The sequence below is a fragment of the Micromonospora sp. DSM 43699 genome, from assembly GCF_055517075.1.
Map to the genome: position 1 here is coordinate 142,866 of NZ_JBTMMT010000008.1, position 19,288 is coordinate 162,153.

Here is a 19,288-nt window from a genome sequence, read left to right on the forward strand (position 1 = left end):
GTTCTTCACGGTGCCCTTCGCCTGCCTGCTCGCCGGTGCCGCCCTGGCCGGGCCGTCGCCGCCCACGGCCCCGACGAGGACCGGCCTACCAGAGGCGGCGCGGCCGAGCCCGGCGGGGACGAAGCCGGCCGGCCCCGCCGGGGCAGGACGGGCCGGCCCCGCAGGGATGGCGGCAGGGACGGGGGTGGGGGAGGCGGCAGGGAGGAGGGCCGGGGTCGCGGCAGGGACGGGGGCGGGGGTGGCGGTGGTGGTGTTGGCCGGGCTGCTCGGACTGCCGGACCAGGCAGCGGTACGGCACAGTCACGGCTGGCCGCGCAGCGCGACCGTCGACTACCGGGGGGCGGCGGCGGTGATCGCCGCCGGACAGCGTCCCGGTGACGCGGTGGTCTACGCACCCCGCGACGGCTGGCTCTTCCTCGACCTCGGCGTCGACTACCACCTGACCCGGCGGGGCGACGACGCGCCCACCGGCGTGCCGACCGACCCGCCGGGCGGCGGACCCGGCACCGGAACCATCGCCGGGATCCACCCCCGGGACGTGCTGGTGACCGGGGACCGGCGGGAGCGGGCCGACCTGTGGGTCGACGAGTGCGCCCGGCCAGCCGAGTGCCTGGCCGGCGTCGACCGGGTCTGGCTGGTGGTCGCCGGGCGGCGCGACGACCCGCTCGCGGCGGTGCCCGGGGCCAAGGGTGACGCGCTGCGGGCCGGGTTCACCGTCGCGGAGGTCCGGCCCCGGCCCGGGGTGACCGTGGCGCTGCTCGTGCGCAACGGCTGAGCCGGCGACCGGTCAGGCCGGCTTGCGCTCCAGCAGTACCACCCGGACCCGGTCGAACCGCTCGACGTGCCGGATCAGGAAACGCTGCCGCAGCAGGGCCTCCCGGGCCGGCGGCAGCCCGGCCAACGGATCGTTGAGGTGCTCGGTCTCGACCAGCCAGAGCCGCCTGGTGTCCCCGAGGCAGGGCAACGGTTCCGGGCACTCGCGGGCGGTCAGCCAGCCGGTCTGCCGGGCCGCGACGGCCACGAAGACGTCTCTGGGCCGCGACTGGTCGCGCAGGCCGTAGTCGACGGCCTTGCGGGCCACGTCGCTGGGGCCACCGAACCCGTCGTTGTAGGCGACCCCGTCGCCCGGCTTGACCTGTGTCCCCAGGTAACGGACCGCGTCGAGGTAGCGGGGCTGCCCGTCGGCCTCGTTGGACCGCACCTTCTCCTGGGCCGGCAGGGTCTGCCAGGCCAGCACCGGCAGCAGCACCAGCGCACCGGCCAGCCAGGCCGCCGGCAGTCGTCCCCGGGTCAGCAGCTGGGCGGTGCGGCAGACCGCGAACGCGGCGAGCAGCGCCCAGGCCGGGACAGTGAACAGGAAGTACCGGGCCAGGAAGAGATGCACCACGCTGAACGTCAGGTAACCGGCGATCGGGGGCAGCAGGGCCCAGACGAGCAGCATCAGCACCGTCGCCCGCCGTTGCCGCCCGGCCACCGCCACCGCGAGGACGGCGAGGGCCGCGACCAGCACCAGCGTCGCCGTCGTGCCGGTCAGGTTCGCCAGGAAACGGAGCACGGCGTCGGCGTCGTTCTCCACCCAGGAGATCTGCCCGGACTGCCGGCTGGCGAGGATCAGCACCGGGAGGACGAACAGCCCGGCGATGCCGGTGGAGGCCGCCCACCGCCACCTCGGTTCCTCGCCGCCGACCGACCGCCAGAGGTGGAACAGGTGCGCGACCACCACCAGCAACGCGACGAAGTGCAGCCAGCCGACCAGCACCAACAGCACGCCGTACGCCCACCAGCGGCCCCGGGTGGGTCGGTCCACCGCGCGCAGGAACAGCCAGGTGGCCGCCACCGCCGCCAGGGTGACCAGGGCGTAGGACCGGGCCTCCTGGGCGTACCGGGAGACGGTGGGCAGCAGGGCGAAGACCAGCCCGGCAAGCACACCGACCGGGGTGTCGAAGAGTCGCCGCCCGATCAGCGTGACAAGTCCGGCGGTGAGCCCGATCGCGATCACCGACGGCAGCCGCAGGGCGATCGTCGAGTCCCCGGTCAACGTGGTCAGCACCGACATGATCACGTAGTAGCCGGCGTGGACCAGGTCGATGTTGCCGACCAGCATCCGGAACTGGTCGGCCGAGAGCGCCGTGACGTGCCAGGTGACCAGCTCGTCGTTCCACAGGTCCCGGGCGTCCAGTCGCCACCAGCCGAAGCCGAGCGCGACGACGGCCGGCAGCAGCGCCCACCACCCGCCCCGGCCCCCGGACCGCACCGGTACGACCGTGCCGGTCACCTCCGCCGGGTCGGCCTGCCCGGTCCACTGGATCGCCGGCGCGGTCACTTCACCGTCCTGATGTCGAAGCCGTAGGTGTCCTTCGCGGCGGAACGGCGGAACGAGCGCAGCGCGGCGTCGTCCCGGTCGATGTTCCACTTCCCGGAGCCGTTGATGTTGAAGTACGCCACCCCCAGGAAGTCCTTGCGCCGGGTCACGTTGGTCAGCAGGTCGGTGATCTGGCCCGGCCGCCGGGCGCTCGGTTCGACGCCGGTCTCCACGATCAGCAGCGGACGCCTGGTGAAGGCGCGGATCTGGGTGATCGTGGGGACGAAGAGGTCCTGGAACGTCTTCGGCCCCCGGTTGGTGTAGTAACCGTCCATGCCCACCCAGTCGACGTAGGCGTCACCGGGGTAGAGCGCCTTGATGCTGACCTTGCGCAGGTAGTTGACGACGTTCGGGGTCCAGGTCCAGATCACGTTGGTCGCGCCCTGCTGGGTGAAGATCTCGTGCAGGTGCCGCCAGGCGGCGACGTACTCCGCTGCGCTGGTCTTCTTGGTGCCCCAGGAGTACCAGTGCCCGTTCATCTCGTGGGCGAAGGTGAGGGCGATCGGCAGGTTCAGGGCACGTACGGCGGTGGCGAACTCCTTGACGTACGCGTCGTGCCTGCCGGCGGCGATGTCCCGCAGCGGCACGTCGTACGGCTCCCAGCGGATCACCGCCAGCGCGCCGTAGTTGTGCAGTTCCCGGACCTCGCTGGCGGCGAACTTGTCGTCGAAGCTCTCGAAGATCGCCACCAGGTTCGGGGTCTTGCCGGTCTCCTCGGCGAACTTCCTGACCCGGTCCATCTCCGCGCCGCCGGTCACGGTGACGCCGAGGTACTTGCCCTTCGGCGACTTCAGCGCGGTGACGTCGTACGCCGGGACCTGTTTCTCGGCGGCGGCCACCCCGGCCGGTCCGCCGGCCTCGGTGACCGTGATGTCCACCTTGCGCAGCACGGCGAACTCGGTGAAGGCCAGCGCGAGCACCACCATGAAGGTGACCAGGTACTTCGTCCTCACCGCACGACCTCGACGTCCTTCTCCGGGTCGACAAGCAGCGCCTGCCCGACGACGGCCAGGTAGAAGACGGCGCTGAGCAGGGCCGGTACGAAGATCCACGGGGCCGGTTCGACGAGCATCCGCCAGCCGGCGGCGCCGGCCCAGACCAGGCCGCTACCGGCGGTCCAGACCCGCATTCCGGTCCACAACCGCCTGGTCTTGCTCTTCTTGGCGGTGCCGCCGGTGGGCTGCCAGCCCATCCGCCGGCCCCGGACGATGTCGATGATGGCGAAGGCGTGCGCCCAGCCGTAGATCATCTTGACCGTCCAGCTCTCCAGCCCGTAGCGGTTGCGGTGCCAGAACGGGAAAATGATCATGTTGTAGACCACGCTGGGCACGATCAGCAGGTAGTTGGCCAGCGCGATCTGGTGCGCGAACGCGGTGAGCATCAGCACCGGGATGATCGGCGCGACGAAGGTGAACAGCCCGGTGTGCAGGTAGTAACAGAAGCCGGAGATGTAGCTGAGCCGGGCCCGCAGCCGCAGCTTCGTCGACCAGAACTTCTTGGAGCCGAGCAGGCTCATCGAGCCGGCGCACCAGCGGTACTGCTGGGTGAAGAACGAGTCCACGTCCGACGGGCAGAGCCCGGCCGCCAGCACGACCGGGATGTACCGCAGGTTCCACCCCTTGATCCGCAGGTCGAAGCCGGTGTGCACGTCCTCGGAGTGCTCGATGAGGGTGGATCCGCCGATGGAGAAGAGCGCGTCCCGGCGGTAGATGGCGCAGCTGCCGACGCAGATCGCCGAGTCGTGCGCCTGCCGGGAGACCTGCACCGACCGGTAGAACAGCTCCTGCACCGCCCCGGCCCCACGCTCCACCCAGGTCTGCCCCAGGTGCACCCGGAAGTACTGCGGGGACTGCACGATGCCCGTCTTCGGCTCGGCGTCGAACCAGGGCAGCATCTGGTCGAGCATGTCCTTGCGCGGGACGAAGTCGGCGTCCAGGACCAGGATGAAGTCGCTCATGGTGCGCTCGAAGGCGTACCGCATGTTGCCGGCCTTCTTGAACCAACCCCGGTTGGGCCGCCGCTGGTAGACGAAGCCGAAGGCGAGCGCCATCCGTTCCATCGCCTCGTTGGGCGAGTCGTCGAGCACGTAGACGGTGACCTCGCCCCGGTAGTGACCGCCCATCGCCCGGACGTGCTCCCAGGTGTTGCGCAGCACGTGCGGCGGCTCGCCGCAGACCGGCAGGAAGACGTCGACGCTCGGGTGCCGCGCCGGCCGCCAGGTCCGGACCAGCTCCTGGTGGCGGGCCATGTCGAAGCCCGGGGTGAACAGGTTGACCGCCAGCGAGATGAGGTAGTAGACGATCGTGAAGAACAGCAGCGGGGCGAGCAGCCAGAGCCACGGGGTGAGCCGGACGAAGAGCAGTTGGCTGGTGATCAGGCAACCGAAGCTGATCAGCGACGGCACCATCAGCGCGGCCATCCGCCGCTTGCGGTAGGAGACCAGTTCGTCGTCCGTCGGCGGCAGCGGCACCGGGGCGTACGCGGGCCGGTGCGGCGCGTCGGTGGGCCTGCGGGGGGTCCACCTCGACAGCTGGGTCGGTACCCGGAACTCCGCAGTCGGCGACAGCACCGCGGCCGGGTCGACCGCAGGTGGTGAGGTCATCGCTCCGTCTCCCCCGCTCGCCAAGCAGCACGTCTCCCCGACAGTGCGGGCGAGATGTCGCCGGACGCGTCCAGGAAGCCGGGCACGGCGGCATGGCCGTGCCTGCTTGATGGTTGAGCTAGAAAACTATTCAGTCGTCCGCAAGGTGTCAATGCCCGTAAATGGATCGAATGCCACATCGGGCACCAGATCCCCCGTCACCCTGCTCACATTCACCCGAGCGTCACCGCCAGGCAACCGGACCGTCATCGGCCGGCCCGGTTCATGCCTTCGCCAGCGGGACCACCAGCACCGCCTCGGTGCCCCCGGCCGGGCCGTGGCGCAGCTCGATGCTGCCGCGCAACTCCCCCGTGACCAGCGCCCGGACGATCTGCAACCCGAGCCGCCCGCCCCGGTCGGCGTCGAACTCGGCCGGCAGGCCGCGCCCGTTGTCGGCCACCGAGACGTGCAACTGCTTGCGGTGCCGGTGGGCCGAGACGACCACCTCCGGCGGGGCGTCCGGCTCTGCCGGCTCGCCTCCCTCCTCGGCCGGCGGGAACCCGTGCTCGACGGCGTTGAGGAGCAACTCGTTGAGGACCATCACCAGCGAGGTGGCGATCTCGGCGGGCAGCACCCCGAAGCTGCCGGTACGGCGCATCCCGACGCTCACCTCGGTGGCCGCCACCTCGGTCGCCGCGCTCGCCACCCGGTCGACGATCCCGTCGAACTCGACCGCCTCGTCACTGGACATGGAGAGCGTCTCGTGCACCAGGGCGATGGAGGCGACCCGGCGTACCGACTCCTCCAGGGCGACCCGGGCCTCCGGCATCGACACCCGGCGGGCCTGCAGGCGCAGCAGCGCGGCGACGGTCTGGAGGTTGTTCTTCACCCGGTGGTGAATCTCCCGGATGGTGGCGTCCTTGGTGATCAGGGCCCGGTCGCGGCGGCGTACCTCGGTGATGTCGCGGACCAGGACCAGCGCGCCGATCGGCACCCCGGCGGGCATCAGCGGCAGGGCCCGGGTGAGCATGGTGGCCCCCCGGGCGTCGATCTCCCGGCGGGGCGGACCCTCGCCGCGCAGCGCGGCGAGGATGCCGTTCGCCGCCTCGGTGCCGTCGAGCGGGTCGCTGGCCAGCCGGCGGTGCAGCTTGGCCAGATCCTCGCCCACCAGGTGGGAGGCGTAACCCAACCGGCGGTACGCCGACTGCGCGTTGGGGCTGGCGTAGGTGACCTTGCCGCCCGCGTCGAGGCGGACCAGCCCGTCGCCGACCCGGGGGGCCGAGGTGGTCTCGCCCGGGTGCCGGGGCGGCGGGAAGGTGCCGTCGGCGATCATCTGGGCCAGGTCGTCGGCGGTGGTGAGGTAGTTCAGCTCCAGCTGGCTGGGGGTGCGGGCGGTGGAGAGGTTGGTGTCCCGGCCGACCACCGCGATCACCTCGCCGGCCTCCCCCTCGGCGGTCCGCAGCCGGACCGGGATCGCCTCGTGCCGGGCCGGCACGTCGCCGTACCAGACCGGATCGCCCTCCCGCCAGATCCGGCCCTGCCGGTACGCCACCTCCAGGTGGGCCACCTCCGGCCCACCCACGATCCGCCCCACCTGGTCGTCCAGGTAGGCGGTCGGGGCGGTCGTCGGGCGGACCTGGGCGACGCAGAGGAACGTCCCGTCGTCGTCCACCGGCACCCACAGCAGCAGGTCGGCGAAGGACAGGTCGGACAGCAACTGCCAGTCGCCGGCGATCCGGTGCAGGTGGTCGATGTCGGCCGGGCGGAGCTTGGTGTGCTCCTCGGCGAGGTCGCGCAGCGTGGACACGAGACACAGCGTGCCACGGCCGCCGGTGTCCCGTCCCGCTGGCCGACCCCTGTCACATCGTCGCGGTGACCTTCTTCAGGCCCCGCGGGGCGTCCGGGTTCTCGCCCCGGGCCAGCGCCAGGGCGAGCGCGAGCCGCTGCAACGGCAGGATGTCCAGCAGCGGGGCGTACCGCTCGTCGACCTCGGGCACGGCCATCCGGGTGACCCCGGCGACCTCGGCCGAGCCGACCACCACCACGTCGGCGCGGCGTTCACCGAGCCGGGGCAGCACCTCGCCCATCGACCGGCCGCCGGGGCCGGAGCCGACCACGGCCAGTACCGGCACGTCCGGGTCGGTCATCGCCAGCGGGCCGTGCAGCAGGTCCGCGCCGGAGAAGGCCAGCGCCGGCAGGTAGGACGTCTCCATCAGCTTCAGCGCCGCCTCCCGGGCGGTCGGGTACGCGTACCCCCGGCCGGTGGTGACGAGCTGGCCGGCGAACCGGTAGCGCGGGGCGAGTTGGGCCGGGGTGGGGTCGGCGAGGGTGCGCTCGGCCAGCTCGGGGAGGCGGTCCAGGGCGGCCCGCTGGTCGGTCGGCAGCCCGCCGTCGCCGGCCCGGATCCCCTCCACCAGCAGCAGCAGGGCGAGCAGTTCGGCGGTGTACGTCTTCGTCGCGGCGACCGCCCGCTCGTGCCCGGCGGCAATGTCCACGCCCAGCTCGGCGGCCTGCGCCAGTGGCGAGTCGGGGGCGTTGGTGACCGCCAGGGTGAGCGCGCCGCGTTCGCGCGCGGTGCGCAGCACCTCGGTGAGGTCGGGTGAGCCGCCGCTCTGGCTGACTCCGACGACAAGCGCGTCGGAGAGGTCGGGACGGGCCCCGTAGACGGTGACCGCACTGGGCGAGGCGAGCCCGGCGGGCAGCCCGAGCCGGATCTCGGTGAGGTACGCCCCGTAGAGGGCGGCGTGGTCGGAGGTGCCCCGGGCGGTGAAGACCACGTGCCGGGGGCGGCGTTGCGCGACGGCCGCCGCGACCCGGGCGATCGCCCCGGTGTGCTCGGCGGAGAGCAGCCGCGCGTAACCGGCCGGCTGCTCGTCGATGTCGGCGGCCATCCCGACCCCTGGCTGTGTCACGGAAAACTCCCCTCCTTGCGCGATAGCCGCGCGTTTCATGTTCAGTCTTGCACGATATTGCCGTCTCAGACAATCCAGTGAGCAGTAACGCGCAGTCGATCCACACTTGTTGCCGGCATCCCCTACGCTTGCCCAGCCCTGGCAACCCCCTGCGAGCGAGAGGCCGACGTGTCGGAGGATCCACCCGCGCTGACCGCGGCGGAGGAACTCGCCCTCGCCCGGCTCGCACTCGACGAGGGCGACCTGACCCACGCCGCCGACCACCTCGCCGCCGCGCTGGTGCTGGCACCGACCCTGCCCGAAACGCACGAGACGCTCGCCCGGATCGCCGCCGCCTCCGGCGGGGACCTCGACCTCTTCCCGCTCGGTCACCGCGCACACGTCGGGGCCGTCGTCGCCCGCGCCCACCTGCTCGCCGCCGCCGGCCGCCCGGCCGAAGGGCTGGACCTGCTGGTCGCCGCCACCGGCCACGCCCCCGGCGTCGACTGGGCCGGGGTGCCCTGGGTGACCGCCCCCGAGCTGGCCGAACGACTCGACCCGGACCGGTGCGCCCGGATCCTGATGCAGGTCTGCGCCGCGGTGCCCGACCCGGTGCCCCGGACCGGCCGGGTGCCCCTGCGGCCCTACCTCGCCCTCGCCCGGCACGCGGTCGCCGCGCACCCCCGGCACGCCCTCCTGCTCGGCGCGGCGTCCGCGCTGGCCCGGCGGCTCGGCGAGGCCACCCTCGCGGTCACCTGGGCCAGCCGGGGGGTACGCCTCGCGCCGTCCAAGCTCGGCGAGGTCTGGCTCGGGTACGCGTACCGCAGCGCCGGCCGGACCCGGGAGGCGCTGGCCGCCCTGGAGCGGGCCGTCGCGCACGAACCCGACGACCTCGCCGTCTATGCGGACATCGCCGGCACCCTGGCCGACAACGGGCGGCTCGACCAGGCTCTCGACTGGATCGACCGGGCCCTGGCCCGCGACCCGACCTTCGACTGCGCGGTGCACACCGCGCACCGGCTGCGGTTCCTGCGCGACGGCGACGTGGGCCACCTGGTCGCCCTCGCCGACTTCACCCGGGACCACCCCGACGACAGCCACGAGCACACCGACCTCGCCGAGTCCTGCCGGGCACGCCCCTGGCTCGGGCAGGTCACCCCGGCCACCGGCGCGATGGTCGACGCGCTGCGCCGGGCGCTCGCCGCCGACGGCCTCCCCGACGCGGCGGTACGTCTGGACACCCTGGAACCGCCGAGCGCGATGCGTACCGTCACCGCCGCCGTGCCCGGCCTCTACGTCGAGGTGACCGGGGTCGCCGAGCCGGACCCGCGGGAGCCGCGCCGGGCCGGTGAGTGCCAGCTCTGGCGCTACGACGGCACCAGCGCCGCGCCGACCCTGCCCGCCCCGTCCACCGCCGCCGCAGACCGGGTACGCCAGCTCGCCCACCCGGCGTGGCCACATCCACCGGCCGCGTACGACGCGGCGGTCGGGCTGGCCACCCTGGAGCTGACCGACCTGCTGGGCCTGCTGGTGCACCCGCCCGAGGCACCACCCACCGCGCTGGGCCGGGTGCTCACCGGCCAGGACCCGTCGCTCTGGGTGCGCTGCGTCCAGGTCTGGGCCTGCCTGGGCCTGCTGCACCACCGCACCGACGAGCCGTGGACGACCTCGACCCGCCGCCGGGTGCTGGTGGAGCTGATCTGGGGCGTCGAGGACTGGATCACCGAGGCGGCGTTGTTCGCCCTGGTCACCGCCGCCTGGGTGGACCCGGCGGTACGCCCCGACGTGGCCGACCTGGTGGCCGAGCGCCTCACCGACGTGGCGACCGTCGCCCAGGGGCGGCCGGTGCCGATCGCCATCTCCCTGGCCCACCTGGCACTGGCCACCCCGGCCGTGGACCCGACCACCACCGCGCTGGCCCACCGGCTCCTCGCCTCCCCGCCCCGGACCGGCCGGGCCGGTCGACTCGCCCGCGCCTGGCGTCGCCTCACCGGCCCGTTCCGCCGTCGCCCCTGACCCGCCGGGCACCCCACCCGGCCCGGCCCTGCCGGGCTCGGGACGGGCGCGGCCGGCCCGCACCCCGGACGGGGACGGACCGGCCGCGACGGGTCGGGACGGGGTCAGGCGACCGGGGCCCTGCCCAGGGCGATCTCGGCCTGTTCCTCGCCGGTGGCGTCCGCCGGCGGGACCTCGTTCGCCGTGCGGAGCGGGATCTCCCGGATGAACCAGGCCAGCACCGGCACCGCGACGGTGATGACCGTCGCCCAGAGGAAGACGTGCGAGATGGCGTCGGAGAGGCCGCCCAGCACCACCTCGCGCAGCTGCGCCGGCAGTTCGCCGAGCTTCACCAGGTCCAGCCCTTGGCCCTCGCCGGTGCCACCCTCGAACGCGCTGCCGGCCGCCGAGCCGGCGAGCCGGTTGGCGAAGACGGCACCGAAGAGCGAGATGCCGAACGAGCCGCCGATCGAGCGGAAGAAGGTGGCCGCACCGCTTGCCGCACCGAGGTCCTTCTGCTCCACGCTGTTCTGCGCGATCAGCATCGAGGTCTGCATCAGGAAGCCCATGCCGGCGCCGAGGATCAGCATGTAGAGCGACGACTCGACCTTGCCGGTGTCGACCTCCAGCCGGGACAGCAGCGCCATGCCGAGGGCCATCAACACACCACCGGCGATCGGGTACATCCGGTAGCGACCGGTCTTGGTGATGGCCCGGCCGATCACCAGGGACACCACAAGCATGCCGAACATCATCGGGAGCAGGAGCAGGCCGCTGTTGGTGGCCGACGCGCCCTGCACGGTCTGCTGGTAGAGCGGCAGGAAGTTCATCGCGCCGAACATCGCGAAGCCGAGCAGGAAGCCGATCGCCGAGATCAGCGTGAAGTTGCGGTTGGCGAAGAGGCCGAGCGGCAGGATCGGCTCGGCGACCCGGTGCTCGACGAAACCGAAGGCGACCAGGCTGACCAGCGCCAGCGCGACGAGACCGAGGATCTGCGGGGAGGCCCAGTCGTAGGAGTTGCCGCCCCAGGTGGTGACCAGGACGATCGCGGTGATGCCGACCGAGAGCAGCGCCGCGCCGAGCCAGTCGATCCGGTGCTCGGTCCGGTACTTCGGCAGGTGCATGGTGGTGGCCAGGATCAGCAGCGCGAGGCCACCGAGCGGCAGGTTGACGTAGAACGCCCAGCGCCAGGAGAGGTTGTCGGTGATGAAACCGCCGACCAGTGGGCCGGCGACCATGGCGATCGCCATGATCCCGGCGATCATGCCCTGGTAGCGGCCCCGCTCACGGGGTGGCACCAGGTCACCGATGATCGCCATCACACCGACCATCAGGCCACCGGCGCCGAGCCCCTGTACGGCCCGGAACGCGATCAGCTCGACCATCCCGTTGCCGGTGCCGCCCAGCAGTTCCGAACCGGACATCCCGCACAGCATCGACCCGATCAGGAAGATGACCACCGAGGTCAGGAAGACCGCCTTGCGACCGTACAAGTCACCGAGCTTGCCCCAGATCGGGGTGGAGACGGTGGTGCCCAGCACGTACGCGGTGACCACCCAGGTGAAGTGGTTGACGCCGCCGAACTCGCTGACGATCCTCGGCAGCGCGGTGCTGACGATCATGTTGTCGAGCATCGCGAGCATCATCGCGATCATCAGACCGAACAGCACCACCCGGATGTTGGGTTTCGCCGTCGCCTGGTTCTGCTGAGTCATGGGTAAGCTCCCCCGGAGATCTGTCGCACTTACTTGCCGCCCGGCTAGTTACCTTACTAGCCGCACGGTAAGTTGGACAGCAGGACCCCGTCAAGTGAGTTGGGTGGTGCAGGTGAGTCAGAGCACAGGCGGCACACGGGAGCGCATCCAGGCCGTCGCGCTGGAGCTCTTCACCGAACAGGGCTACGAGAAGACCTCGCTCCGGGAGATCGCCGAGCGGCTCGGGGTGACCAAGGCCGCCCTCTACTACCACTTCAAGAGCAAAGAGGAGATCGTCAACAGCTACGTCGAGGACCGGTTGCACCGGATGGACGAGCTGATCGACTGGGCCCACGGCCAACCGGCCAACCGGGCCACCCGACAGGCGCTGGTCAGCCAGTACGCCGACACCATGTTCACCACCGGGCAACCCTCGGTGATGCGTTTCTTCGAGCAGAATCAGACGGTGCTCAAGAGCCTCACCGCAGGCCAGCAGATGCGCGAACGGATGTTCCGGCTGGCCGACGCGATCTGCCTGGGCGACGACTCGCCCCGGGCCCAACTCCGGGCGGCCCTGGTCCTGTTCGCCGTGCACAGCAGCTGGTTCGCCGTCCGGACCCCGGACATCACCGACGACGAGCGCAAGGCGATCGCCCTGGAAGTGGCCGGCGAGCTGATCGCCGGCATGGACGAGTAGACCGCGCCGGCCGGGCCGGAGGCGACAGGGCCGGATCTGAAGCGGCCGGACCAGGCCGGAGGCGACAGGACCGGAGGCGGCAGGGTCAGGCCGGGCCGGAGGTCAGCTCGCGGCGCAGGCCGAGCAGGTCCACGCCCGGCAGCGGCGACCAGTCCCGCTCGGGGGTACGGACGAAGCCGAGCCCCGCGTACAACCGGTGCGCGGCGTCGGCGAGCCCGCTGCGGACGCAGATGACCACCGCCGCGCAGCCCTGGTCGGCGGCCCGGGACAGGCAGGCCCGGGCCAACTCCGCGCCCACACCCCGCCCCTGGGCGGCCGGGTCCACCGCCAACATCCGGAACTCCGCCTCGCCCGGTCCGGACAACTCCGCGTATGGGCTGCCGGGCAGCACGAAGGTGACCGAGCCGAGGACGGCACCGGTCACCTCGTCGACGGCGACCAGGATCTCGCCGTGCTCCGCCCGGGCGGCCACGTCGGCCAGCACCCCGCCGTAACCGTGCTCGCCCTTGAGCTGACCGTCGGCCTCGTACGCGGCGACGGTCAGCCGGGCCACCGCCGCGAACTCGGCCGGCACGGCCCGTCGGACCAGCAAACCGGTCGACCGGTTCCCGGGGGTCAACCGATCACCGCGATCAGGTCACCGTCCTGCACCACGTCACCCTCGTTGACCACGAGCTGCTCGACCACGCCGTCGGACTCGGCGACGACCGGGATCTCCATCTTCATCGACTCCAGGATCACCAGCGTGTCCCCCTCCGACACGGTGTCCCCGGTCGACGCCACGACCTTCCACACGTTGGCCACCATCTCGGCGCGGATCTCCTCGGCCATCACGGCCCTCCCTCTCCACCGGGTGTGTCTGCGTTCGGTATCCAATCACGTACCGGCCCCGTACGGGTGCGGAGCGGCGGGACCGGGCTGCTCCACGCCGCCCCGGTGCGCGACGGCGGGCGCCGGTCGCACTAGCATCATCGGGTCGGACCCCGACGCCGGGAGGACCGGTGGCGGACACCGGTGCCGAGGGTCGCCGCAGCAGGGGTCGGACCCATCACGAGGAGGTCAGCATGGCGAAGAAGGCCCGCAAGAAGAAGGCCCGCAAGAAGAGCGGCGCGAACCACGGCAAGCGCCCCAACTCCTGAGTCGTCCCGGCGGGCATCCGCCGCGACGTCCAGGGCCGGCCCGGAGCCGGACAGACCGGTGGCCCGGGTCGACTCGACCCGGGCCACCGTCGTGTCCGTACGTCACTCGGCCAGTTCGCGCGATTCGCTGGCCTCGAAGACCACCAGCTCGGTGAGGCGTACCCGCAGCCGCTCCCGCAGCTGGTCGGGGGCGGTCTCGTTGCCGCAGCACCGGGCCACCAGCGCCCGCACCTCCTGCTCGATGCCGTACTCCCGCAGGCAGGGCCCGCACTCCTCCAGGTGGTAACGGATCAGCGAGCGTCGCTCCTCGGCGCACTCCAGGTCCAGGTAGAGGTAGACCTCGGCGAGCACGTCCCGGCAGTCCGTCTCGTGCGGTTTCCCACAGCTCACGTCACACCTCCCGGCTGGCAGCGGTGGCGGTCGAGCCCTTCGCGGGCTGCGCGGCGCTGAAGCCGCGCTCCGCGGCGTACCGCTCGAGCAGCTTGCGCAGATTGCGACGCCCGCGGTGCAACCGGGACATCACGGTGCCGATCGGCGTGCCCATGATGTCGGCGACCTCCTTGTACGAGAAGCCCTCGACATCGGTCAGGTAGACCGCCAGGCGGAACTCCTCCGGCAACTGCTGGAGCGCGTCCTTGACGTCGCTGTCCGGCAACCGGTCCAGCGCCTCGGTCTCGGCCGACCGCAGCCCGCTGGAGGTGTGCGACTCGGCCTCGGCGAGCTGCCAGTCGGTGATCTCCTCGGTGGGCGCCTGGATGGGTTGGCGCTGCCGCTTGCGGTAGGAGTTGATGTAGGTGTTGGTCAGGATCCGGTAGAGCCAGGCCTTCAGGTTCGTGCCCTGCTCGAACTGGTGGAAGGCGGCGTACGCCTTCAGGTACGTCTCCTGGACCAGGTCCTCGGCATCTGCCGGGTTCCGCGTCATCCGCAGCCCGGCAGCGTAGAGCTGATCGACGAAGGGCATCGCGTCCCGCTCGAAGCGGGCCCTGCGCTCGTCCGTCTTCTCGGTGGTCAACCGCACATCCCCTCGCGTCGGATGCTGTCCCGCCGAGGATACGCGGACGAACCGGTCCGCAGCTTCGGTTCCGCCGGGTGTGCTGGTGCTCACCACCCCGGGGCCGGTCCCCACCGCCGGCCAGTCCGGGCCGTCCAACAGCCGTCTGAGCTGCCGCGCGTCCCGCTCGTCACGCTCCCGGCTCCGTGTCTCGGTCGGCACCGGTCACCCCCCTCGCCAGATTCCTCGTCCGGGAGTCGTAACGCCCGACCGTGGGCCGGACATTCCACCGGCCTCCCGCTCCTGGTCCCGGCCCGCCGGTCGGCTACCGGGGGCTGGGACCAGGAAGGGCCTGGGAGGGACGGTCCCGACCGCCCGAACCGGAAGGCCGACACCATCGGATGCAACGACGGGTCCGCCGGGGCGGAAACGGGTGACCCGGGGTCAGCGCGCCCACCGGTGGGCGCGCAACCAGGTGAGCACCACGTCGGCCATGCCGGCCGGGTCCTGACGTAGGTCGTGCCGTTCGCCACGGCGCACCACCACCTCGACCGACCCACCGGCGGCGGGTACCCCGAACGGGTCCCGGTCACCGTTGACGACAAGCGTCGGCAGCCCGGTGACCAACTCGTCGGCCCGGGAGCGCTCCGGTCGGCCGGGCGGGTGCAGCGGGAAGGCCAACGCGACCACCCCGACCGCGCCCACCGCACGCGCCGTCCGGCAGGCCACCCGGGCGCCGCTGGACCGCCCGCCGACAAGCAGCGGTACGCCGGGATGTCGGCTCCGCAGCACGGCCAGCACCGCCGTCCACGCCTCGTCCAGGTGACCGGCCGGGGCCGGGGCCCGGCGGCCGGCCACCCGGTATGGCTGGGTCACCCGGGCCACCACCGCCCCGCCCCCCCACGCGGCGTCACGCAGGGCGAGCAGGTCAGGCGCGTCCACCGCCCCACCGGCCCCGTGCCCGAGCACGAGCAGGGACGTCGGTGGACCGGCCGGCAGGTCGGTGTCGACCCGGGCCGGGCCGCGGGGGGTGTCGAGGTGCGGCACCTGGTCATTCTGCGCCGTCGCCGTCGGACGGATCAGCTCAACGGCACCAGGGTGAGCAGCCGGTCCCGCACCGGTGGGCCGGCGGCGTCGGCGGCGTCGGGATCGGACTCGACCTCGCCGCGCCAGGCGACAAGCATGGCCCGACGCTCGCGGGGCGTGGTGCCGCCCCACACCCCGTGGGTGTCTCCCACCTCCAATGCCCAGGCCAGACAGGAACCCTGGACGTCACAGCTGCGGCAGAGCGAGACGGCCGCGTCGGCCGGTTCGTTGGGCGCCGGAAAGAACGTCTCCGGGTCCACACTCTGGCAGGTTCCTCTGGTCCGCCAGGCATCGTCGGAACGGCGGTCCCGCAACGCCCGTAACAATCGAGGATCTCGCCGTGCGGCGGCCACCTCGTGCGGACGGGGCATACGCGCCCGGGTCATCACACCCACCTCCCCCGTGGGACCGGCAAGATCGACGGGCGTCGTTCACACTGCGCGAAGACGCTCCCAGTGCCAGCGCTGTGTTCTATCGCACCGTCGGCCACCGGGACAAGGGGTCTGCCGGAAAGATGGCCGAAGATCCGAGCGACGTTTCGCCCAGAACTCTGGCAATTGGTACGCGACTATGTCACCAATGGCCTTCAGAACAGCGCGCTCTCCTCCTGGGAGCGTTCCCGGTCCACCGGCACCCGCTCGATCAGCCCCGGGCCGTCGTTGCGGACGTCGCCGACCGCCGGCCCGACCGGCCTGATCTCCAGCCCGTCGAGCCACTGCGGCGGCGGCGGGACGAGCAGCGCCGCCGGATCGTCGGCCGGGGCCAGCCAGTCCGCCCAGCGGTCGGCGGGCAACAGCAACGGCATCCGGTCGTGCACCTCGGCCAGCTCACCCACCGCTGCCGTGGTGAGCACGCTGAAGGTGAGCAGCGACTCCCATCGCGACCAGATGCCGGCCAGCGCCAGCACCGACCCGTCGTGCGGGGTCATGAAGTACGGCTGCTTGCCGCCACCGGCCAGACGTACCCACTCGTACCAGCCGTCGGCCGGGACCAGGCAGCGCCGGCGGGCGAACGGCACCGCGTACGCCCGGCTGGTGGCGACCGTCTCGGCCCGCGCGTTGATCATGCGGGCCGCCCCGCTGGCCGACTTGGCCCAGTGCGGCACCAGCCCCCAGCGGCCGACCGAGAGCACCCGCCCCTGCTCCGCGTCGACCCGGACCACCGGCACCGGATCGGTCGGGGCGACGTTGTGGTCGGGCCGGAGCCCGCCGTCGGTGTCGTCGGACGACTCGAAGACGGCGCTCAGGTCCCCGGCGCTCCGGGTGGTCGCGTACCTGCCGCACATGGCGCCCACGGTAACGCCCCGCGCCGCCGTCGGCTGTCCCGCCAACCGGGAGTCACCCCGGCAGTCGGCCCGACGGCCCCACCGGGTTGGCAGAATGCGACCGTGGGAAACCTGACCGCCGCCCGTGCGCAACAACCCTGGACCGCGCCGACCGCCGGTGACCCGGTCACGGCGACACTGCGCCTGCCCGGCTCGAAGTCGATGACCGCCAGGGCCCTGGTGCTCAGCGCCCTGGCCGGCGGCCCGTCGACGCTGCACGGGCCGCTGCGGGCCCGGGACACCGAGTTGATGGCGGGCGGGCTGCGTGCGATGGGCGCGCACGTCTCGGTCTCCGACGACGAGCGCTGGCTGGTCCGGCCGCACCCGCTGGTCGGCCCGGCCCACGTCGACGTGGGTCTCGCCGGCACGGTGATGCGGTTCGTCCCGCCGGTCGCCGGCCTCACCGAGGGGCGGGTCACCTTCGACGGCGACCCGCAGGCCCGGGTCCGACCGCTCGGCCCGCTGATCGGCGCGCTGCGCTCACTCGGCGTCCGGATCGAGACGCCGGCCACCGGCAGCCTGCCCCTGGTGGTGCAGGGTGGCGGCCGGGTCACCGGCGGCGAGGTGGTGATCGACGCCTCCGCCTCCAGTCAGCTCGTCTCCGGCCTGCTGCTCGCCGGGGCGCGCTTCGACCGGGGCGTGGTGGTCCGGCACGAGGGGCCACCGGTGCCGTCCGCCCCGCACCTGCGGATGACGGTGCAGATGCTGCGGGCCGCCGGGGCGGCCGTCGACGACAGCGTCCCCGACGTCTGGGTGGTCGAGCCGGGGCCGTTGGCCGGTCGGGGCTGGGAGATCGAGCCCGATCTCTCCGGTGCGGTCCCGTTCTTCGCCGCCGCCCTGGTCACCGGCGGTGAGGTGACGTTGCAGGGGTGGCCGCACAGCAGCGTCCAGCCGGTCGAACAGCTCCGCTCGCTGCTGCACCGGATGGGCGGCGAGGTGGCCCTGACCACCGAAGGGCTGACCGTCCGGGGCACGGGCACGGTGCACGGACTCTCCGCCGACCTGTCCGACGTCAGCGAGCTGACCCCGGTGATGACCGCGCTGGCCCTGCTGGCCGACTCGCCGTCGACCTTCACCGGGGTCGGGCACATCCGGGGGCACGAGACCGACCGGCTCGCCGCGCTGGCCCGCGGGTTCACCGCGCTCGGCGCCGACCTGACCGAGACCGCCGACGGGCTGGAGATCCGGCCCCGGCCGCTGCGCGGCGGCACCTTCCGCACCCACGCCGACCACCGGATGGCGCACGCCGCCGCGGTGGTCGGGCTCGTCGTCGGGGGCATCGAGGTGGACGACGTGTCGTGCACCTCGAAGACCATGCCGGAGTTCCCGGCACTATGGTCGGCGATGGTGACCGACAAGAGCTGACGGCGGAGGGGGCAGGGTCCTGACGACCAAACGACGGGAGTACGACGAGGAGGACGTACGGGTCCGTCCCGGCCGGTCCTCGCGTCCGCGTACCCGCACCCGCCCCCGGCACGACGACGCGGTGGACGGGTTCGTGATCGCCGTCGACCGGGGCCGGTACACCTGTGTGCTCCCGGACGCCCCCGACGACGGCGCGATCACCGCCATGCGGGCCCGCGAACTGGGCCGCAAGTCGGTGGTGGTCGGCGACCGGGTGAGCCTGGTCGGGGACGTCTCCGGCGCGGACGGGGCCCTCGCCCGGATCGTCCGGATCGTCGAGCGGCGTTCGGCGTTGCGGCGTACCGCCGACGACGACGAGAACACCGCCGAGGGGCGGCATGAACGGGTGGTGGTCGCCAACGCCGACCAACTGGTGATCGTCAGCGCGCTGGCCGACCCGCCACCCCGGACCGGGTTCATCGACCGCTGCCTGGTCGCCGCGTACGACGCCGGCATCGAGCCGCTGCTCTGCCTGACCAAGGCCGACCTGGCCGGCCCGGACCAGGTGGTCGGCTACTACGCCGAGCTGGAACTGCGGTACGTGCTGGTTCGGCCGGACTCCGACCTGGACGCGCTGCGCGCCCTGCTCGCCGGCCGGGTGTCGGTGCTGGTGGGGCACTCCGGGGTCGGCAAGTCGACCCTGGTCAACCGGCTGGTGCCGGAGGCGCTGCGGGCGGTCGGCGTGGTCAGCGCGATCGGCCGGGGCCGGCACACCTCCACCAGCGCGGTGGCGTTGCGGCTGCCGCGTACCCCCGATGCCGAGGGCGACCCGGGCTGGATCGTGGACACCCCCGGGGTACGCAGCTTCGGGCTGGCCCACGTCTCGGCGGAGAGCCTGCTGCACGGCTTCCCCGACCTGGTGGAGGGGACGCTGGACTGCCCGCCTAACTGCCCGCACACCCCGGACGAGGCGGACTGCGCCCTGGACGCCTGGGTGGCCACCGGCAAGGCCGACCAGCGCCGGCTGGCCTCGTACCGTCGGCTGCTGGCCTCCCGGTCCGGCGACGTCGACCCCCACGAACCCGAACGCAACCCCGGCGACCCCCTGGCCGGCTCATAACCCCCACCCTGCCCTGCCCCACCCTGCCCTGCCCTGCCCCACCCTGCCCTGCCCTGCCCTGCCC

General features: G+C 72.7%; 18 protein-coding genes. 5 read left to right on the forward strand and 13 right to left on the reverse strand.

Annotation, left to right across the window (positions count from 1 at the left end):
* Positions 1–787 precede the first annotated feature (787 nt).
* The 5 genes from AC0AIB_RS06860 to AC0AIB_RS06880 form a co-directional block, all read right to left on the reverse strand.
* Positions 788–2,323, reverse strand: coding sequence for a glycosyltransferase family 39 protein (locus AC0AIB_RS06860; RefSeq protein ID WP_328343300.1), 1,536 nt, complete (start codon positions 2,321–2,323; stop codon positions 788–790).
* Positions 2,320–3,315 (reverse strand): glycoside hydrolase family 26 protein, encoded by a 996-nt coding sequence (locus AC0AIB_RS06865; RefSeq protein ID WP_328343298.1) that lies wholly within the window; start codon positions 3,313–3,315, stop codon positions 2,320–2,322. The genes AC0AIB_RS06860 and AC0AIB_RS06865 overlap by 4 nt, the downstream gene beginning before the upstream one ends.
* The gene (locus AC0AIB_RS06870; protein ID WP_465096243.1) at positions 3,312–4,964 is read right to left on the reverse strand and encodes a glycosyltransferase family 2 protein; all 1,653 of its coding nucleotides are present in this window, start codon (positions 4,962–4,964) and stop codon (positions 3,312–3,314) included. Before AC0AIB_RS06870 ends, AC0AIB_RS06865 begins: the two co-directional genes overlap by 4 nt.
* Positions 4,965–5,226: 262 nt before the next feature.
* The gene (locus AC0AIB_RS06875; protein WP_328343294.1) at positions 5,227–6,750 is read right to left on the reverse strand and encodes a sensor histidine kinase; all 1,524 of its coding nucleotides are present in this window, start codon (positions 6,748–6,750) and stop codon (positions 5,227–5,229) included.
* A gap of 52 nt (positions 6,751–6,802) precedes the next feature.
* A complete protein-coding gene (locus tag AC0AIB_RS06880) occupies positions 6,803–7,834 on the reverse strand; it encodes an SIS domain-containing protein (protein WP_465096248.1) in 1,032 nt (343 codons plus the stop codon).
* A 189-nt stretch (positions 7,835–8,023) separates the two neighbouring features.
* Here AC0AIB_RS06880 and AC0AIB_RS06885 point away from each other — a divergent pair, with 189 nt between their 5' ends.
* The gene (locus tag AC0AIB_RS06885) at positions 8,024–9,850 is read left to right on the forward strand and encodes a tetratricopeptide repeat protein (protein ID WP_328343293.1); all 1,827 of its coding nucleotides are present in this window, start codon (positions 8,024–8,026) and stop codon (positions 9,848–9,850) included.
* 104 nt (positions 9,851–9,954) lie between these two features.
* Here the strand turns inward: AC0AIB_RS06885 and AC0AIB_RS06890 are convergent, their stop codons facing one another.
* On the reverse strand, positions 9,955–11,544 hold the full coding sequence (locus AC0AIB_RS06890; RefSeq protein ID WP_328343292.1) for an MDR family MFS transporter: 1,590 nt from the start codon (positions 11,542–11,544) through the stop codon (positions 9,955–9,957).
* A 106-nt stretch (positions 11,545–11,650) separates the two neighbouring features.
* Between AC0AIB_RS06890 and AC0AIB_RS06895 the strand changes: the two genes are divergently transcribed.
* Positions 11,651–12,220 (forward strand): TetR/AcrR family transcriptional regulator, encoded by a 570-nt coding sequence (locus AC0AIB_RS06895; RefSeq protein ID WP_328349058.1) that lies wholly within the window; start codon positions 11,651–11,653, stop codon positions 12,218–12,220.
* A gap of 85 nt (positions 12,221–12,305) precedes the next feature.
* On the opposite strand, the gene AC0AIB_RS06900 is transcribed toward AC0AIB_RS06895, so the two are convergent.
* On the reverse strand, positions 12,306–12,839 hold the full coding sequence (locus AC0AIB_RS06900) for a GNAT family N-acetyltransferase (protein WP_328343291.1): 534 nt from the start codon (positions 12,837–12,839) through the stop codon (positions 12,306–12,308).
* Complete coding sequence (locus AC0AIB_RS06905) at positions 12,836–13,051, reverse strand: biotin/lipoyl-binding carrier protein (protein WP_091241253.1); 216 nt, start codon at positions 13,049–13,051, stop codon at positions 12,836–12,838. The genes AC0AIB_RS06900 and AC0AIB_RS06905 overlap by 4 nt, the downstream gene beginning before the upstream one ends.
* 233 nt (positions 13,052–13,284) lie before the next feature.
* Between AC0AIB_RS06905 and AC0AIB_RS06910 the strand changes: the two genes are divergently transcribed.
* The gene (locus tag AC0AIB_RS06910; protein WP_369700219.1) at positions 13,285–13,359 is read left to right on the forward strand and encodes a 50S ribosomal protein bL37; all 75 of its coding nucleotides are present in this window, start codon (positions 13,285–13,287) and stop codon (positions 13,357–13,359) included.
* Between the two features lie 102 nt (positions 13,360–13,461).
* On the opposite strand, the gene rsrA is transcribed toward AC0AIB_RS06910, so the two are convergent.
* The 5 genes from rsrA to AC0AIB_RS06935 form a co-directional block, all read right to left on the reverse strand.
* Positions 13,462–13,749 carry a mycothiol system anti-sigma-R factor gene (gene rsrA / locus AC0AIB_RS06915; protein ID WP_328343287.1) on the reverse strand — a complete coding sequence of 96 codons (288 nt, stop codon included), beginning with the start codon at positions 13,747–13,749 and terminating at the stop codon, positions 13,462–13,464.
* A 1-nt stretch (position 13,750) separates the two neighbouring features.
* Positions 13,751–14,572: a sigma-70 family RNA polymerase sigma factor gene (locus AC0AIB_RS06920; RefSeq protein ID WP_328343285.1), complete on the reverse strand. Its 822-nt coding sequence runs from the start codon at positions 14,570–14,572 to the stop codon at positions 13,751–13,753.
* Between the two features lie 222 nt (positions 14,573–14,794).
* On the reverse strand, positions 14,795–15,397 hold the full coding sequence (locus tag AC0AIB_RS06925) for an alpha/beta hydrolase family protein (RefSeq protein WP_465096244.1): 603 nt from the start codon (positions 15,395–15,397) through the stop codon (positions 14,795–14,797).
* A 32-nt stretch (positions 15,398–15,429) separates the two neighbouring features.
* Complete coding sequence (locus tag AC0AIB_RS06930) at positions 15,430–15,822, reverse strand: WhiB family transcriptional regulator (protein ID WP_328343281.1); 393 nt, start codon at positions 15,820–15,822, stop codon at positions 15,430–15,432.
* Between the two features lie 200 nt (positions 15,823–16,022).
* The gene (locus AC0AIB_RS06935) at positions 16,023–16,721 is read right to left on the reverse strand and encodes an SOS response-associated peptidase (protein WP_328343279.1); all 699 of its coding nucleotides are present in this window, start codon (positions 16,719–16,721) and stop codon (positions 16,023–16,025) included.
* 102 nt (positions 16,722–16,823) lie between these two features.
* Here AC0AIB_RS06935 and aroA point away from each other — a divergent pair, with 102 nt between their 5' ends.
* Positions 16,824–18,125: a 3-phosphoshikimate 1-carboxyvinyltransferase gene (gene aroA, locus AC0AIB_RS06940; RefSeq protein WP_328343277.1), complete on the forward strand. Its 1,302-nt coding sequence runs from the start codon at positions 16,824–16,826 to the stop codon at positions 18,123–18,125.
* 166 nt (positions 18,126–18,291) lie between these two features.
* On the forward strand, positions 18,292–19,224 hold the full coding sequence (rsgA, locus tag AC0AIB_RS06945; RefSeq protein ID WP_328349056.1) for a ribosome small subunit-dependent GTPase A: 933 nt from the start codon (positions 18,292–18,294) through the stop codon (positions 19,222–19,224).
* Positions 19,225–19,288 lie beyond the last annotated feature (64 nt).

Excerpts from the sequence above, each read along its gene's own strand:
- AC0AIB_RS06870 (WP_465096243.1), bottom strand. The coding sequence starts at position 4,964 with ATGACCTCACCACCTGCGGTCGACCCGGCCGCGGTGCTGTCGCCGACT.
- AC0AIB_RS06880 (WP_465096248.1), bottom strand. The coding sequence starts at position 7,834 with ATGGCCGCCGACATCGACGAGCAGCCGGCCGGTTACGCGCGGCTGCTC.
- AC0AIB_RS06890 (WP_328343292.1), bottom strand. The coding sequence starts at position 11,544 with ATGACTCAGCAGAACCAGGCGACGGCGAAACCCAACATCCGGGTGGTG.
- AC0AIB_RS06905 (WP_091241253.1), bottom strand. The coding sequence starts at position 13,051 with ATGGCCGAGGAGATCCGCGCCGAGATGGTGGCCAACGTGTGGAAGGTC.
- AC0AIB_RS06930 (WP_328343281.1), bottom strand. The coding sequence starts at position 15,822 with ATGACCCGGGCGCGTATGCCCCGTCCGCACGAGGTGGCCGCCGCACGG.
- AC0AIB_RS06935 (WP_328343279.1), bottom strand. The coding sequence starts at position 16,721 with ATGTGCGGCAGGTACGCGACCACCCGGAGCGCCGGGGACCTGAGCGCC.